Origin of the sequence: Klebsiella sp. 2680 (assembly GCF_900198535.1) — a bacterium.
Taxonomy (GTDB): domain Bacteria; phylum Pseudomonadota; class Gammaproteobacteria; order Enterobacterales; family Enterobacteriaceae; genus Klebsiella; species Klebsiella indica.
In genome coordinates this window covers 92,784-109,296 of sequence record NZ_FZNJ01000006.1, presented here as the reverse complement: position 1 = coordinate 109,296, position 16,513 = coordinate 92,784, and the positions used below count along the sequence as shown (strand labels likewise).

The following is a 16,513-nucleotide window of genomic DNA, read 5'->3' as shown; positions in this document are numbered from 1 at the left end:
GCTTAGTTGCGTTTAATAAAATAGCAAAATAAACACGACATTTTATTACCCGAGCAGAGCTCAATGAGACTCTGCACTATATTATTGAGGCCATATTATGGAAACCGTTCAAAGTACTCTTGATGCTCATGAGAGTAGTTGGAGAAAAAGTGATACTATCTGGATGCTGGGCTTGTATGGGACTGCAATTGGCGCAGGCGTTCTTTTTCTGCCGATTAACGCTGGAGTCGGTGGTTTAATTCCATTGATTATCATGGCAATTCTCGCATTCCCAATGACGTTCTTCGCCCATCGTGGTTTAACACGTTTTGTTCTTTCTGGTAAAAATCCGGGTGAAGATATTACCGAGGTAGTTGAAGAACATTTCGGTGTTGGTGCCGGTAAACTTATTACGTTACTCTATTTTTTCGCCATTTATCCAATTCTGTTGGTCTATAGTGTCGCAATTACCAATACGGTCGATAGCTTTATTACCCACCAGCTTGGTATGGTCTCTCCACCGCGTGCGATTTTGTCGCTGATTTTGATTATCGGCATGATGGGTATTGTCCGCTTTGGCGAAAAAATGATTGTGAAGGCCATGAGTGTACTGGTGTTTCCGTTCGTTGTTGCGCTGGTGATACTGGCGCTGTATTTGATCCCGCAATGGAACGGTGCGGTACTGGATACTCTCTCGCTGAGTAGCGCTTCCGCAACGGGTGATGGTATGTGGATGACCCTATGGCTGGCGATTCCGGTCATGGTCTTCTCCTTCAACCATTCCCCCATCATCTCCTCTTTTGCGGTTGCGAAACGCGAAGAATACGGTCAGGACGCCGAAAGCAAATGTTCTCGTATCCTCGGATTTGCACATATCATGATGGTGCTGACCGTGATGTTTTTTGTGTTCAGCTGCGTACTGAGCCTTTCTCCGGAAAATCTGGCAGAAGCGAAAGCACAGAATATTTCCATACTTTCCTATCTGGCGAACCACTTTAACGCACCGGTAATTGCCTGGATGGCACCGGTTATCGCCATGATCGCAATTACCAAATCTTTCCTCGGTCACTACCTCGGTGCGCGTGAAGGCTTCAACGGTATGGTGATTAAGTCCCTCCGGAGTAGAGGGAAATCAATAGAAATCAATAAATTAAATAAAATCACCGCGTTGTTCATGTTGGTGAGCACCTGGATTGTTGCGACGCTGAACCCGAGCATCCTCGGCATGATTGAAACACTGGGTGGCCCGGTTATCGCGATGATTCTGTTCCTGATGCCAATGTACGCCATTCACAAAGTACCGGCTATGCGCAAATACAGTGGTCATATCAGCAACGTTTTTGTGGTTGTGCTGGGTCTGATCGCTATTTCCGCCATCTTCTTCTCCCTACTTAGCTAAGTTTGCAGCGCCTCCTGTTTACAGGGGGCTAATCCGTTTTGTTTTGTAACCATATGGGGTCCACATGATTAGCGTCTTCGATATTTTCAAAATCAGTATTGGGCCGTCCAGCTCGCATACAGTTGGGCCGATGAAAGCAGGAAAACAATTTGTTGATACGCTGCAGGAAAAGGGTCTGCTGCATAAAGTGACTCGTTTGGTCGTTGATGTGTATGGCTCTCTGTCATTAACGGGTAAAGGCCATCATACCGATATTGCGATTATTCTTGGATTATCCGGGTATTTACCCGATACCGTTGACATTGATGCCGTTCCCGAAATTATTCACGATGTAAACACAATGCATCGTTTGTTTATTGAAGAAGGGCAGCGAGAAATTCAATTCCCGGTGGTAGAATGCATGCGTTTTCACAATGAATTTTTGCCCTTGCATGAAAATGGAATGAGTATTACCGCATTTTGTGACGGGAAAATTGTCCTTTCTCAAACCTATTATTCCATCGGTGGTGGTTTTATTGTCACGGAGGAAAATTTTGGCAAGAGTCAGGATGTAGACACCGATATTCCCTTCCCATTCTATTCGGCCCGTAATTTGTTGGCCCACTGTCATGACAATTGCCTGTCAATTTCTGCGGTGATGATGAAAAATGAGATCGCCCGCTATGGCAGGGATAACGTTGAAAAGAATATGGCGAAAATCTGGCAGACTATGCGGAATGCTATTAATCGCGGTATGAACACGGAAGGTATTTTACCCGGACCGTTGAAAGTGCCGCGTCGAGCCTCTGCGCTACGTCGTGTACTGGCACCGCAAAGCCAGACGATTACTCCGTTAAGTGCGATGGATTGGGTCAATATGTTTGCTATGGCGGTTTCAGAAGAGAATGCCGCAGGTGGGCGAGTGGTTACGGCACCCACCAATGGCGCCTGTGGCATAATCCCTGCAGTATTGGCTTATTATGATCGCTTTATTAACACGGTAACGCCGGAAATCTACATGCGCTATTACTTAACCGCAGGCGCAATCGGCATTCTATACAAAATGAATGCCTCCATTTCCGGGGCGGAAGTCGGCTGCCAGGGGGAAGTGGGGGTTGCTTGTTCTATGGCATCTGCCGGGCTGGCAGAACTACTGGGCGCCAGCCCGGAGAAAGTATGCATTGCGGCGGAAATCGGTATGGAGCATAACCTCGGGCTGACATGCGATCCGGTGGCCGGGCAAGTTCAGGTGCCGTGTATAGAGCGTAACGCGATTGCAGCGGTGAAGGCGATTAACTCAGCCAGTATGGCGATGTATCGCACCAGCGATCCAAAGGTATCACTGGATAAAGTGATCGAAACGATGTTTGAGACGGGTAAAGACATGAATGCTAAATATCGTGAAACCGCACGAGGCGGCCTGGCGATTAAAGTCGCGCGGTATGTGAGTCCTGAGTGATTTGAGAGTGGATTTGACCTTAAATAATTCGAGTCGCAGGACAATGCGCCGGGTGAGCATCGTGCTCACATCGCTATGACACGAGTCCTTGATGTTAGTGGGACTTGTTGGTTTTTTTACTGTCGTGGTGACCCTCCGGACACAACATATCGACATTGGGTGTAGTTTTGACGCTATCAATTCCGATAAAAGGCGTTCATATACATAGTGAAATTCGCTTTATGGGGTAGATTATCCCTTTTTCTCAGGGTCTGGGGACGAGGAGGACCACACCATACTGTGGGTGGCAGATGATGTGTACCATTCGTTAATGGTGGCGTTTGCCTCGTTAGTCTGCGAAGGGACTGCGCATTTCTCTTTTGGTTTATGCGCTTTTTTCCGAATACGAATACGGGAAGGGGATGTGGCGTTGATTTGAGCGTTAAAAGTACGAATGTGGGAATCGAATAATATTGACTCCAATTGATGCAAACGATCCAGACCACGCAAAATACCGATCAACGTACTCAGTGTAACGGATTCGCCTAATTCAACACGTTTGATGGTTGCAGCGCCGACCTGTGCGCGCTCAGCTAACTCAATCTGTGATAGTTCGAGTTGCATACGCGTTTCTTTAATTCTGTGACACAGCTCAGAAATTATTTCACTGTCGGACATGGTACTGAAACGCATGTTAATACCTCTACTGCGTAGTAAATCATGACGAATTATTCAGCATCTTAATTTATAAATAAAGCGGATAATTTCGCTTTTGCGATAGTAACGACGGACTTTGTTCGAATTATACGGTCATACATACCGTAAAGATCTCTGGTAGGAGCATACATTTCTCCGTAGCGTAAGTCGGGAGTTATCTCCGCTGCAGTATTTGCATAGTCAAATTGAAGGCAGGGACTGCGAAATAGGCTACGATTAACTGGATAAAATTTCGTCAATCAGTCAGCTATGCTACGTCAATGAATCTGAAGTTATGATACCTTCTGATGCGCAGGAAGAGCCAGAAATATGCGTCTGTGCTGCCATTGAATACCACCATATTCCTTACCAGATAAGCGACCTGGGTATCTCCTTACTTATTCATATTTTTTGAACAGAGGAGTCAATTTTCACCCTCTATGATTGTTTAACGATCGCGTCCACACTTACTCCATCGAAAACATATGGGGGTGCAATATGATCTATTTACGCAAAGCTAACGAACGTGGCCACGCTAACCACGGCTGGCTGGATTCCTGGCATACGTTCTCTTTCGCTAACTATTACGATCCGAACTTTATGGGCTTTTCAGCGCTGCGCGTTATCAATGATGACGTGATTGACGCGGGCCAGGGCTTCGGTACGCATCCGCACAAGGATATGGAAATCCTGACCTATGTGCTGGAAGGGGCCGTTGAGCACCAGGATAGCATGGGCAACAAAGAGCAGGTTCCGGCGGGCGAGTTCCAGATCATGAGTGCAGGAACTGGGATCCGTCACTCTGAGTACAACCCAAGCGACACGGAAAAATTGCATCTGTACCAGATCTGGATCATTCCGGAAAAAAATGGCATCACTCCGCGCTATGAACAGCGGCGCTTTGACGCTGTACAGGGCAAACAGCTGGTATTGTCGCCGGATGCCCGCGACGGTTCGCTGAAGGTGTTTCAGGATATGGAGTTGTATCGCTGGGCGTTGCTGAAAGACGAACAGTCGGTACACCAGATTGCCGCCGATCGCCGGGTATGGATCCAGGTGGTAAAAGGTGACGTGACTATTAATGGAACAAAAGCCACTACCAGCGATGGTCTGGCGATTTGGGATGAGCAGGCGATCTCCGTACATGCCGACAGCGATAGCGAGATTCTGCTGTTCGACCTGCCGCCGGTATAAATAATTTAATCAACCTTTCCTAAGGATCAGGAAAGGTTGAGCTTTGTCCGTGATAAACTGGGAAAATGTCTCCCATTTATCACAGTCAGGACGATGAAAAAGAAAAGACCCGTACTTCAGGATGTCGCCGATCTTGTCGGCGTGACCAAAATGACGGTCAGCCGCTACTTACGTAACCCGGAACAGGTTTCCGAAGCGCTGCGTGGCAAGATTGCCGTTGCTCTCGATGAACTGGGTTATATTCCGAATCGCGCGCCTGACATCCTTTCCAATGCAACCAGCCGCGCCATTGGCGTGCTGTTGCCCTCGCTAACGAATCAGGTATTTTCGGAAGTGCTGCGCGGCATTGAAAGCGTGACCGACGCTTTCGGCTACCAGACCATGCTGGCGCACTATGGTTATAAGCCGGATATGGAAGAAAAACGCCTGGAATCGATGCTCTCATGGAACATCGATGGCCTGATCCTCACCGAACGAACCCATACGCCACGTACCCTGAAGATGATTGAAGTGGCGGGTATCCCGGTGGTTGAACTGATGGACAGTAAGTCGCCGTGTCTCGATATTGCCGTCGGTTTTGATAACTTTGAAGCGGCGCGCCAGATGACCGCGGCGATAATCAACCGTGGCCACCGTCACGTTGCCTATCTGGGCGCGCGCCTTGATGAACGTACCATCATCAAACAGAAAGGGTATGAGCAGGCAATGCTTGATGCCGGGATGACGCCCTACAGCGTGATGGTCGAGCAGTCTTCGTCTTATTCCTCGGGGATTGAGCTGATGCGTCAGGCGCGCCGTGAATATCCGCAGCTTGACGGCATCTTCTGCACCAACGACGACCTTGCGGTCGGCGCTGCATTCGAGTGTCAGCGCCTGGGGCTGAGGATCCCTGACGACATGGCGATCGCCGGTTTCCACGGCCATGATATCGGCCAGGTGATGGAGCCGCGTCTGGCCAGCGTCCTCACGCCGCGTGAACGAATGGGGCGGATTGGCGCTGAACGTTTGCTGGCGCGTATTCGCGGTGAAGTGGTTACGCCAGAGATGTTAGATTTAGGTTTCACATTGTCACCAGGCGGATCTATTTAAACTGACAAATTTGAAGTAGATCACACATATTCACATCTGACAGCAATGGTTATTGCTTCTCCACATCGTCGGCATGAAAATGTTACCGATAACAGTTACCCGTAACAATTCATCGCTACGCGAGCATATTCACACTGTTTAAAGCAGTCAGAGCTGCGCGTATGTGTCCAGTGGGAGGAAGCTTTGAGCACGACTAACCATGATCACCACATTTATGTCCTGATGGGCGTTTCCGGCAGCGGTAAATCCGCCGTCGCCAGCGAAGTGGCGCATCAACTACATGCCGCGTTTCTCGACGGCGACTTTCTGCATCCGCGCAGCAACATCAACAAAATGGCGTCCGGCGAACCGTTGAATGACGATGATCGTACGCCGTGGCTGCAGGCGCTGAACGATGCCGCATTTGCCATGCAGCGCACCAATGAAGTGTCGTTGATTGTCTGTTCTGCGCTGAAAAAGAGCTATCGCGACATTCTGCGTAAAGGCAATCCGAATCTTTCTTTTATCTACCTGAAGGGCGATTTTGCGGTCATTGAAAAACGCCTGAAGGCGCGTAAAGGCCACTTCTTCAAAACCCAGATGCTGGTCACGCAGTTTGCAACGCTGCAAGAGCCGGGGACGGATGAACACGATGTTTTCGTCGTTGATATCGATCAGCCATTGGAGGGTGTGGTCGCCAGCACCATTGAGGTGATTAACAAAGGCAGTCACGAGTGAGTACATTAACGCTTGTTTTAACAGCAGTCGGCTCCGTTTTGCTGCTGCTGTTTTTAGTCATGAAGGCGCGTATGCATGCTTTCCTGGCTTTGATGGTGGTTTCTATTGGAGCAGGGCTTTTTTCCGGTATGCCGTTGGATAAAATCGCGGCGACGATGGAAAAGGGGATGGGCGGAACGCTGGGCTTTCTGGCCGTTGTCGTCGCGCTAGGGGCGATGTTCGGTAAAATTTTGCATGAAACCGGCGCGGTCGACCAGATTGCCGTCAAGATGCTGAAATCCTTTGGCCATAATCGCGCTCACTATGCGATAGGCCTGGCCGGGCTTATTTGCGCGCTGCCGCTGTTTTTTGAAGTGGCGATCGTGTTGCTGATTAGCGTGGCTTTCTCAATGGCGCGTCACACCGGCACCAACCTTGTGAAGCTGGTGATCCCGCTGTTTGCCGGGGTCGCCGCTGCGGCGGCATTCCTGCTGCCGGGGCCGGCGCCGATGCTGCTGGCTTCTCAGATGCACGCTGACTTTGGCTGGATGATCCTGATTGGTCTGTGCGCCGCAATTCCGGGGATGATTATTGCCGGGCCGCTGTGGGGCAATTTTATCAGCCGCTACGTTGAGCTGCATATTCCCGATGATATTAGCGAGCCGCACCTTGGTGAAGGCAAAATGCCGTCATTTGGCTTTAGCCTGGCGTTAATTCTGTTACCGTTAGTGCTGGTTGGCCTGAAAACCATCGCCGCGCGTTTCGTAGCAGAGGGCTCAGCGGCCTATGAATGGTTTGAATTTATCGGCCATCCATTTACCGCTATCCTGGTGGCCTGCCTGGTGGCTATCTATGGTCTGGCAGTGCGTCAGGGAATGGCGAAAGATCGCGTAATGGAGATTTGCGGCCATGCGCTCCAGCCTGCAGGGATTATCCTGTTGGTCATCGGGGCGGGCGGCGTGTTCAAGCAGGTACTGGTGGATTCCGGCGTAGGTCCGGCGCTCGGCGAAGCGCTGACCGGTATGGGGCTGCCGATTGCGATCACCTGCTTCGTGCTGGCGGCGGCGGTGCGTATTATTCAGGGCTCCGCGACCGTCGCCTGCCTGACGGCCGTGGGCCTGGTGATGCCGGTTATCGAACAACTGCACTACAGCGGCGCGCAGATGGCGGCGCTCTCTATCTGTATCGCCGGTGGGTCTATTGTGGTCAGCCACGTCAACGATGCGGGTTTCTGGTTGTTCGGTAAGTTCACCGGCGCAACAGAAGCGCAAACGCTGAAGACCTGGACGTTGATGGAAACCATCCTCGGCACGGTTGGCGCGATTGTCGGTATGATTGCGTTTACGCTGTTGAGCTAAGCGTCTGAATAATGACCCGGCGAAGTAAAACACGGCCGGGTTAATCCCCTTTCTCCCGCGATTTTTTTAGCGAAATATTATCACTTTCGACCCCGGCTAATTTCCCTTTACGGGGAATGCGCCAAAGATGGCATCGTTCATCATTCTGGCTAATTCACTGATAATTATTATGGTTTTCTGAAACCAATGGCGTCAGCCGCAATACGGAATTAGCCGTGTTACTGATTAGTGGTCAATCATTGATTAATTTCACTTGCGACTTTAGCTGCATTTTGTAATGTGAGGGGCTAACCAGTAGGAAACTGGCCTGGAACAAACAGCACACACCTCGCAGGAATATGTTATGAAAAATGTTGGTTTTATCGGCTGGCGCGGAATGGTCGGCTCTGTTCTCATGCAACGCATGGTTGAAGAGCGCGACTTTGACGCCATTCGCCCTGTTTTTTTCTCCACCTCTCAACTGGGGCAGCCTGCACCCTCCTTTGGAGGACGCACCGGTGGCACGCTTCAGGATGCGTTTGATCTGGAAGCGCTGAAGGCACTGGATATTATTGTCACGTGTCAGGGCGGCGATTACACCAACGATATTTATCCAAAGCTGCGTGAAAGCGGCTGGCAGGGTTACTGGATCGACGCAGCGTCTTCGCTGCGTATGAAAGAGGACGCCATCATTATTCTTGACCCGGTGAACCAGGATGTGATCACCGCCGGTCTGAATAATGGCGTGAAAACCTTTGTCGGCGGCAACTGTACCGTCAGTCTGATGCTGATGTCTCTCGGCGGCCTGTTTGCTCAGGATCTGGTCGAGTGGGTCAGCGTGGCGACGTATCAGGCGGCATCCGGCGGCGGTGCGCGTCATATGCGTGAGTTGCTGGGCCAGATGGGGCAACTGTACAACCATGTTGCCGTTGAACTGGCGGACCCGGCTTCTGCGATCCTTGATATTGAACGCAAAGTGACCTCGTTGACCCGCAGCGGAGAGCTGGCGGTGGACAACTTCGGCGTTCCGCTGGCGGGCAGCCTGATCCCATGGATCGACAAACAGCTGGATAACGGTCAGAGCCGTGAAGAGTGGAAAGGGCAGGCGGAGACCAACAAAATCCTCGCGACGGCTTCTCCGATCCCGGTCGACGGTCTGTGTGTTCGCGTTGGCGCCCTGCGCTGCCATAGCCAGGCGTTCACGATTAAGTTGAAAAAAGATGTTTCTATCCCGACCGTTGAGGAACTGCTGGCCGCGCATAATCCGTGGGCCAAAGTGGTACCGAACGATCGCGACATTACCATGCGTGAGCTGACTCCGGCCGCCGTCACCGGCACCTTGAGCACGCCGGTGGGCCGCCTGCGTAAACTGAATATGGGGCCGGAGTATCTGTCGGCCTTCACCGTTGGCGATCAGCTGTTGTGGGGAGCCGCCGAGCCGCTCCGTCGCATGTTAAAGCAATTAGCGTAATTCATTGTCACAAGATGAGAAAAGGGGTGTTGAATCACCCCTTTTTTTTGCGTAATACAGGGAGTAGACGCGAATGTTTTTTATTTTTCTTAACGGAGGTAATTCAGCCTTGGCTATGCTTTAAGTAAGGAGCCATGGTGTTTCCTTACCTGAAGGTGGGACGGCGCAGGAAGGTGCAAAATGTGCTGCGTCGTTCAGGGCAAAAAAAGTCGCCGCATGCAGGAAAGGGCGACACCTACAACAGGACGAAACCATGTCTAATCGTATTGATAAGGACGTGATTAATGCGCTTATTGCCGGCTATTTTGCGGACCCTTTTTCCGTGCTTGGCATGCATTACACCGACGCAGGGCTGGAAGTTCGTGCATTATTACCCGATGCCACCGATGTGTGGGTCATCGAACCAAAAACCGGGCGCAAAGTCGGCAAACTAGAATGCCTTGATTCGCGCGGTTTCTTTAGCGGTGTTCTGCCGCGGCGTAAAAACCCTTTTCGTTATCAGCTGGCCGTCACCTGGCACGGTCAGCAAAATTTGATTGATGATCCGTACCGTTTTGGCCCGTTGTTGCAGGATCTGGATGTCTGGCTGTTGTCGGAAGGTACGCATCTGCGACCCTATGAAACGCTGGGCGCGCACGCCGACACGATGGATGGCGTCGTGGGTACCCGTTTTTCGGTCTGGGCGCCTAACGCTCAACGGGTTTCGGTCGTCGGACAGTTTAATTATTGGGATGGTCGCCGTCATCCAATGCGATTGCGCAAAGAATCCGGTATCTGGGAACTGTTTGTTCCTGGCGCGCTCAACGGCCAGTTGTATAAATTTGAGCTTATCGATGCTCATGGTCATTTGCGGGTGAAGTCCGATCCCTACGCGTTTGAAGCGCAGATGCGCCCGGATAGCGCCTCGCTGATTTGCGGGCTGCCGGAGAAGGTCGAACAGCCGGAAGCACGCAAGCGGGCGAATCAGTTTGATGCGCCAATATCAATTTATGAAGTACACCTCGGTTCCTGGCGTCGCCATACCGATAATAACTTCTGGCTGAGCTACCGCGAACTTGCCGATCAACTGGTGCCTTACGCCAAATGGATGGGGTTTACGCATCTGGAACTGTTGCCGGTTAACGAGCATCCGTTTGATGGCAGTTGGGGGTATCAGCCAACCGGGCTGTATGCGCCAACCCGCCGCTTCGGGACGCGAGAGGATTTCCGCTATTTTATTAACGCTGCGCACGCCGCAGGCCTCAACGTCATCCTTGACTGGGTTCCGGGTCATTTCCCGGTAGATGATTTTGCCCTCGCCTCGTTTGATGGTACGTCGCTGTATGAGCATAGCGACCCGCGTGAAGGCTACCATCAGGACTGGAACACACTGATTTACAACTATGGTCGTCGCGAGGTCAGCAATTATCTGGTCGGCAATGCCCTGTACTGGGTTGAACGCTTTGGCATTGATGCGCTGCGGGTGGATGCGGTGGCATCCATGATTTATCGCGACTACAGTCGCAAAGACGGCGAGTGGGTGCCGAATGAATATGGCGGCCGGGAAAACCTTGAAGCGATTGAGTTCCTGCGTAATACCAACCGGGTGCTGGGTGAACAGACGCCTGGGGCGGTGACGATGGCGGAAGAGTCCACCGATTTTGCCGGAGTTTCACGTCCTTCCTCCACGGGGGGGTTGGGATTCTGGTTCAAGTGGAACCTCGGCTGGATGCACGACACTCTCGATTATATGAAGCTCGACCCGGTGCATCGCCGTTATCATCACGACAAGATGACCTTCGGTATGCTCTACAACTACACCGAAAATTTTGTCCTGCCGCTCTCCCACGACGAAGTGGTACACGGGAAAAAATCACTTCTCGACCGCATGCCGGGCGACGCCTGGCAGAAATTCGCTAATCTGCGCGCCTATTACGGCTGGTTGTTTGCCTTCCCGGGTAAAAAGCTGCTGTTTATGGGGAATGAATTTGCTCAGGGGCGCGAGTGGAATCATGACGCAAGCCTTGACTGGCACCTGCTGGACGGTGGGGATAACTGGCATCACGGCGTCCAGCGGCTGGTGCGCGATTTAAACCACACCTATCGTCACCACAAAGCGTTGCATGAACTGGATTTCGATCCTTATGGCTTTGAATGGCTGGTGGTGGACGATCATGAGCGCTCGGTGTTTATCTTTGTGCGTCGCGACAGAGCGGGTAATGAAATTATCGTCGCCAGCAACTTTACCCCGGTGCCGCGTTATGACTATCGCTTTGGCATCAACCAGCCTGGCCGCTGGCGTGAAGAGCTGAACACCGATTCAATGTATTACCACGGGAGTAATACCGGCAATGGCGGAATTGTGGCAAGCGACGCGATTGCCAGCCACGGCCGTGCGCACTCCCTTTCGATTACGTTGCCGCCGCTGGCGACGATCTGGCTGGTGCGGGAGGCGGAATGATCGCACTCACAGCAGGAAAACCCGCGCCTTTGGGGGCCAGCTACGACGGTAAAGGGGTAAATTTCGCGCTCTTTTCCGCCCATGCGGAACGGGTGGAACTCTGTGTATTTGACGAACAGGGCAATGAGCGGCGTGTTGATCTGCCCGAACGCAGCGGTGATATCTGGCACGGCTGGCTGGCCGACGCCGGACCGGGGTTGCGTTACGGCTATCGCGTCCACGGTCCCTGGGACCCGGCGCGAGGGCATCGTTTTAACCCGGCCAAGCTGTTGATCGATCCCTGCTGTCATCAGGTGGACGGCGAGTTACCTGACGATGAACGTCTTCACGGCGGCGATCATGTTGCCGATAACCGCGATAGCGCGGCGATAGCGCCAAAGTCGCGGGTGGTGGATCTGCATTATGACTGGCGCGGCGATAAGCCGCCGCGCACGCCGTGGGGCAAGACGGTGATTTATGAAGCCCACGTCAAAGGGCTGACGTATCTGCACCCTGAACTGCCGGAGGCGCTTCGCGGCACCTACAGCGCGCTGGGGCATCCGGTGATGATCGACTACTTCAAGGCGCTGGGTATTACCGCGCTGGAGCTGATGCCGGTAGCGCAGTTTGCCAGTGAGCCGCGTCTTCAGCGGATGGGGTTAAGCAATTACTGGGGCTACAATCCGCTGGCGATTTTTGCCCTTGATACGCGCTACGCCAGCGTGCCGGAGCAGGCGCTGAAGGAGTTTCGCGATGCGGTAAAAGCACTGCATGCGGCGGGCATTGAGGTGATCCTTGATGTGGTGCTGAACCATAGCGCTGAGATCGATCTCGAAGGGCCGACCTTCTCTCTGCGCGGTATCGACAACCGTAGCTATTATTGGATCAGAGAAGATGGGGACTACCACAACTGGACGGGCTGCGGAAACACTCTCAACCTCAGCCACCCCGGCGTGGTGGAGTATGCCCGTCAGTGCCTGCGTTTTTGGGTGGATGAGTGTCACGTTGATGGCTTTCGCTTCGACCTGGCCTCGGTGATGGGGCGTACGCCGGCGTTTCGTCAGGATGCGCCGCTGTTTGAGGCTATCCGTAATGACCCGCGCCTGGCGGAAGTGAAGCTGATCGCCGAGCCCTGGGATATTGGCCCTGGCGGCTATCAGGTGGGTAATTTTCCGCCGTTTTTTGCTGAATGGAACGACCATTTCCGTGATACCACGCGTCGTTTCTGGTTACAACAAAATGTCTCATTGGGCGACTTCGCTCAGCGTTTTGCCGCGTCCAGCGATGTCTTTCAGCGTAATGGAAGAGCGCCGGCGGCAGCGGTCAATCTGGTCACCGCGCACGATGGTTTTACCCTTCGCGACTGCGTTTGTTTCAATCAGAAACATAATGAGGCAAACGGGGAAGAGAATCGCGATGGGACTAACAATAACTACAGCAACAATCATGGTATAGAAGGGTTAGAAGGGAGTCTTGCTGTGATTGAACGACGTCGCGCCAGCGTTCATGCCCTGCTGGCAACGCTGCTGCTGGCGCAGGGGACGCCGATGCTGCTGGCGGGTGACGAACATGGCCACAGTCAGCATGGCAACAATAATGCTTACTGCCAGGACAATGTGTTGACCTGGCTGGACTGGAACCAGGCTAACCGCGGATTGACCGCGTTCACTGCCGCACTGATTCATTTGCGCCAGCGTATTCCGGCATTAACCGAAAACCGCTGGTGGCAGGAGGGAGACGGTCGTGTGCGCTGGCTAAACCAGAATGCGCAGCCGCTGTCTGCCGAGGAGTGGCAGCACGGCGTACCGCGTATGCAGATCGTCTTATCCGATCGCTGGTTGATGACGTTCAATGCCACCGCCGAGGTGGCTGAGATGACTTTACCAACGGGGGAATGGCATGCCATTCCACCTTTCGCCGGAGAGGATAATCCGGTCACTATAGCTGTCTGGCATGGGCCCGCGCACGGATTGTGCGTATTTCAAAGGTCGTAACCTCGAGGCTTCCGGTTGGTCTCGAAGCGGCGGCGCAGCGAGAAGGGCAGGCAAGCTGGGGAGTAAAAAAGGAGTTAATTATGGTTGGAATAGAAAAGAATGATCCGTTGATGCTGGCGCGTCAGTTGCCGATCAAATCTGTTGCGCTGATCCTTGCCGGGGGGCGTGGTACCCGTCTGAAGGATTTAACCAATAAACGCGCGAAACCTGCCGTGCATTTCGGCGGTAAGTTCCGCATTATCGATTTTGCATTATCTAACTGTATTAACTCAGGTATTCGCCGCATCGGCATTATCACTCAATATCAATCCCATACGCTGGTGCAGCATATCCAGCGCGGCTGGTCGTTTTTCAATGAAGAGATGAACGAGTTTGTCGATCTATTGCCCGCCCAGCAAAGAATGAAGGGGGAAAACTGGTATCGCGGTACAGCAGACGCGGTTACGCAAAACCTCGATATTATCCGCCGCTATAAGGCCGAGTATGTGGTTATCCTCGCCGGCGACCATATTTACAAGCAGGACTACTCGCGCATGCTTATCGATCATGTCGAAAAAGGCGCACGTTGCACCGTGGCCTGTATGCCTGTGCCCATCGAAGAAGCATCGGCGTTTGGCGTGATGGCGGTAGATGAGAACGATAAGATCATCGATTTTGTCGAAAAACCGGCTAACCCTCCGGCAATGCCCGGCGATGCCAGCAAGTCACTGGCAAGTATGGGAATTTATGTCTTTGATGCTGATTATCTTTACGAGCTTCTGCAAGAAGACGACAGTGACGACATTTCCAGCCACGATTTTGGTAAAGACATCATTCCAAAAATTACTAAAACTGGCATGGCTTATGCACATCCCTTCCCGCTCTCCTGCGTGCAGTCAGATCCACAATCCGAGCCCTACTGGCGCGATGTCGGAACCCTGGAGGCGTACTGGAAAGCGAACCTCGACCTGGCTTCGGTAACCCCTGAACTGGATATGTACGATCAAAACTGGCCGATTCGTACTCATATGGAACCTTTGCCACCGGCAAAATTTGTCCAGGACCGTTCGGGGAGCCACGGAATGACCCTGAATTCGCTGGTCTCCGGCGGCTGTATTATCTCCGGTTCTGTTGTCGTGCAGTCGGTACTGTTCCCGCGCGTGCGGGTGAATTCATTCTGTAATATTGACTCGGCGGTCTTGTTGCCGGAGGTTTGGGTTGGCCGTTCGTGCCGTCTGCGTCGCTGTATTATTGACCGGGCCTGCGTGATCCCGGAAGGTATGGTGGTTGGTGAGAATGCGGAAGAGGATGCTCGTCGTTTCTACCGCTCGGAGGAAGGTATCGTGCTGGTTACTCGCGATATGCTGCGGACATTGGGGTACCCACAGGAGCGCTAATGCAGGTATTACATGTGTGTTCAGAGATGTTCCCGCTGTTAAAAACCGGTGGGCTGGCGGATGTGATAGGCGCGCTGCCTGCGGCGCAAATTGCGGGCGGCGTGGATACGCGCATACTGCTGCCCGCGTTTCCCGATATCCGCCGCGGTATTACCGATGCACAGGTGGTGACTCGCCGGGAGACTTTCGCCGGGCCGATTACGCTGCTGTTTGGCCATTTCAATAGCGTGGGCATCTATTTGATTGATGCTCCGCATCTTTACGATCGTCCGGGGAGTCCCTACCACGATACGAATCAGCACGCCTATACCGATAACGTGTTGCGTTTTGCGCTGCTGGGTTGGGTAGGCAGCGAAATGGCCTGTGGTCTGGACCCCTTCTGGCGTCCTGATGTTGTTCATGCCCATGACTGGCATGCGGGACTGACGCCAGCATACCTGGCGGCACGTGGCCATCCGGCGAAATCGGTCTTTACGGTGCATAACCTGGCCTATCAGGGAATGTTTTACTCGTGGCATATGAATGACATTGAACTGCCATGGTCGTTCTATAACATGCACGGGCTGGAATTTAACGGCCAGATCTCCTTCCTGAAGGCCGGTCTCTACTACGCTGACCACATTACCGCGGTGAGCCCAACCTATGCCCGTGAAATTACAGAGCCGCAGTTCGCTTACGGAATGGAAGGACTGCTGCGCCAGCGTCAGCATGAAGGGCGTTTGTCCGGGATCCTTAACGGAGTGGATGACCAGATCTGGAATCCGCAAAGCGACTTGCTACTGGCTGCGCGCTACGATCGCGATCGGCTGGAGGAAAAAGCAGAGAACAAGCGTCAGTTGCAAATTGCGATGGGGCTGCAGGTGGATGATAAAGCGCCGTTGTTTGCCGTGGTCAGTCGCCTCACCAGCCAGAAAGGGCTGGATCTGGTGCTTGAAGCGCTACCGGGCCTGCTTGAGCAGGGTGGCCAACTGGCACTGCTGGGGGCGGGCGATCCGGTTCTGCAAGAGGGGTTTCTTGCCGCCGCTGCCGAGCACCCCGGTAAAGTCGGCGTGCAGATTGGCTACCATGAAGCTTTTTCGCATCGCATTATGGGCGGGGCCGATGTGATTCTGGTGCCCAGCCGCTTTGAGCCGTGTGGCTTAACCCAGCTGTATGGCCTGAAATATGGCACGCTACCGCTGGTGCGGCGCACCGGCGGCCTGGCGGATACCGTGTCCGACTGTTCGCTGGAGAACCTCGCCGACGGTCTGGCCACCGGGTTTGTTTTTGCAGACAGCAACGCTTTGTCACTGCTGCGGGCTATTCGACGCACATTTGTTTTGTGGTCGCGCCCGTCGCTCTGGCGTTATGTTCAGCGTCAGGCAATGAATATGGATTTTAGCTGGCAGGTTGCCGCCAATTCTTACCGCGAACTTTATCAACGCTTGCTGTAATCACAGGAGCCAA

Annotated in this window: 12 protein-coding genes; 11 read left to right on the top strand and 1 reads right to left on the bottom strand. The window is 52.9% G+C overall.

What is annotated here, in order from left to right; genetic code table 11:
- The first annotated feature begins 97 nt into the window (after window positions 1-97).
- Together FN037_RS21150 and FN037_RS21145 are read left to right on the top strand one after the other, a co-directional pair.
- Window positions 98-1,378 (top strand): HAAAP family serine/threonine permease, encoded by a 1,281-nt coding sequence (locus tag FN037_RS21150; protein ID WP_142503103.1) that lies wholly within the window; start codon window positions 98-100, stop codon window positions 1,376-1,378.
- Window positions 1,379-1,442: 64 nt separating this feature from the next.
- Complete coding sequence (locus FN037_RS21145) at window positions 1,443-2,816, top strand: L-serine ammonia-lyase (RefSeq protein WP_142503102.1); 1,374 nt, start codon at window positions 1,443-1,445, stop codon at window positions 2,814-2,816.
- A 231-nt stretch (window positions 2,817-3,047) separates the two neighbouring features.
- Here the strand turns inward: FN037_RS21145 and FN037_RS21140 are convergent, their stop codons facing one another.
- Window positions 3,048-3,488, bottom strand: a complete 441-nt coding sequence (locus tag FN037_RS21140; RefSeq protein ID WP_142503101.1) for a helix-turn-helix domain-containing protein — start codon at window positions 3,486-3,488, stop codon at window positions 3,048-3,050.
- A 501-nt stretch (window positions 3,489-3,989) separates the two neighbouring features.
- Between FN037_RS21140 and yhhW the strand changes: the two genes are divergently transcribed.
- The 9 genes from yhhW (at window position 3,990) to glgA (ending at window position 16,500) form a co-directional block, all read left to right on the top strand.
- Window positions 3,990-4,685: a quercetin 2,3-dioxygenase gene (gene yhhW, locus FN037_RS21135; RefSeq protein WP_138359304.1), complete on the top strand. Its 696-nt coding sequence runs from the start codon at window positions 3,990-3,992 to the stop codon at window positions 4,683-4,685.
- A 93-nt stretch (window positions 4,686-4,778) separates the two neighbouring features.
- On the top strand, window positions 4,779-5,774 hold the full coding sequence (gene gntR, locus FN037_RS21130) for a gluconate operon transcriptional repressor GntR (RefSeq protein ID WP_138359302.1): 996 nt from the start codon (window positions 4,779-4,781) through the stop codon (window positions 5,772-5,774).
- Between the two features lie 183 nt (window positions 5,775-5,957).
- On the top strand, window positions 5,958-6,491 hold the full coding sequence (gene gntK, locus FN037_RS21125; RefSeq protein WP_138359300.1) for a gluconokinase: 534 nt from the start codon (window positions 5,958-5,960) through the stop codon (window positions 6,489-6,491).
- Complete coding sequence (gntU, locus tag FN037_RS21120; protein ID WP_138359298.1) at window positions 6,488-7,828, top strand: gluconate transporter; 1,341 nt, start codon at window positions 6,488-6,490, stop codon at window positions 7,826-7,828. The genes gntK and gntU overlap by 4 nt, the downstream gene beginning before the upstream one ends.
- A 343-nt stretch (window positions 7,829-8,171) precedes the next feature.
- Window positions 8,172-9,278 carry an aspartate-semialdehyde dehydrogenase gene (gene asd / locus FN037_RS21115; protein ID WP_138359296.1) on the top strand — a complete coding sequence of 369 codons (1,107 nt, stop codon included), beginning with the start codon at window positions 8,172-8,174 and terminating at the stop codon, window positions 9,276-9,278.
- Window positions 9,279-9,531: 253 nt separating this feature from the next.
- Entirely contained in the window at window positions 9,532-11,718 is a 2,187-nt protein-coding gene (glgB, locus tag FN037_RS21110; RefSeq protein ID WP_138359294.1) for a 1,4-alpha-glucan branching enzyme, read from the top strand.
- Window positions 11,715-13,691 carry a glycogen debranching protein GlgX gene (gene glgX, locus FN037_RS21105; protein ID WP_138359292.1) on the top strand — a complete coding sequence of 659 codons (1,977 nt, stop codon included), beginning with the start codon at window positions 11,715-11,717 and terminating at the stop codon, window positions 13,689-13,691. The genes glgB and glgX overlap by 4 nt, the downstream gene beginning before the upstream one ends.
- An 80-nt stretch (window positions 13,692-13,771) precedes the next feature.
- The gene (gene glgC / locus FN037_RS21100) at window positions 13,772-15,067 is read left to right on the top strand and encodes a glucose-1-phosphate adenylyltransferase (protein WP_138359290.1); all 1,296 of its coding nucleotides are present in this window, start codon (window positions 13,772-13,774) and stop codon (window positions 15,065-15,067) included.
- A complete protein-coding gene (gene glgA / locus FN037_RS21095) occupies window positions 15,067-16,500 on the top strand; it encodes a glycogen synthase GlgA (protein ID WP_138359288.1) in 1,434 nt (477 codons plus the stop codon). The genes glgC and glgA overlap by 1 nt, the downstream gene beginning before the upstream one ends.
- The last annotated feature ends 13 nt before the right edge of the window (window positions 16,501-16,513 follow it).

Excerpts from the sequence above, each read along its gene's own strand:
- FN037_RS21150 (WP_142503103.1), top strand. The coding sequence starts at position 98 with ATGGAAACCGTTCAAAGTACTCTTGATGCTCATGAGAGTAGTTGGAGA.
- FN037_RS21145 (WP_142503102.1), top strand. The coding sequence starts at position 1,443 with ATGATTAGCGTCTTCGATATTTTCAAAATCAGTATTGGGCCGTCCAGC.
- FN037_RS21140 (WP_142503101.1), bottom strand. The coding sequence starts at position 3,488 with ATGCGTTTCAGTACCATGTCCGACAGTGAAATAATTTCTGAGCTGTGT.
- yhhW (WP_138359304.1), top strand. The coding sequence starts at position 3,990 with ATGATCTATTTACGCAAAGCTAACGAACGTGGCCACGCTAACCACGGC.
- gntR (WP_138359302.1), top strand. The coding sequence starts at position 4,779 with ATGAAAAAGAAAAGACCCGTACTTCAGGATGTCGCCGATCTTGTCGGC.
- asd (WP_138359296.1), top strand. The coding sequence starts at position 8,172 with ATGAAAAATGTTGGTTTTATCGGCTGGCGCGGAATGGTCGGCTCTGTT.
- glgB (WP_138359294.1), top strand. The coding sequence starts at position 9,532 with ATGTCTAATCGTATTGATAAGGACGTGATTAATGCGCTTATTGCCGGC.
- glgX (WP_138359292.1), top strand. The coding sequence starts at position 11,715 with ATGATCGCACTCACAGCAGGAAAACCCGCGCCTTTGGGGGCCAGCTAC.
- glgC (WP_138359290.1), top strand. The coding sequence starts at position 13,772 with ATGGTTGGAATAGAAAAGAATGATCCGTTGATGCTGGCGCGTCAGTTG.
- glgA (WP_138359288.1), top strand. The coding sequence starts at position 15,067 with ATGCAGGTATTACATGTGTGTTCAGAGATGTTCCCGCTGTTAAAAACC.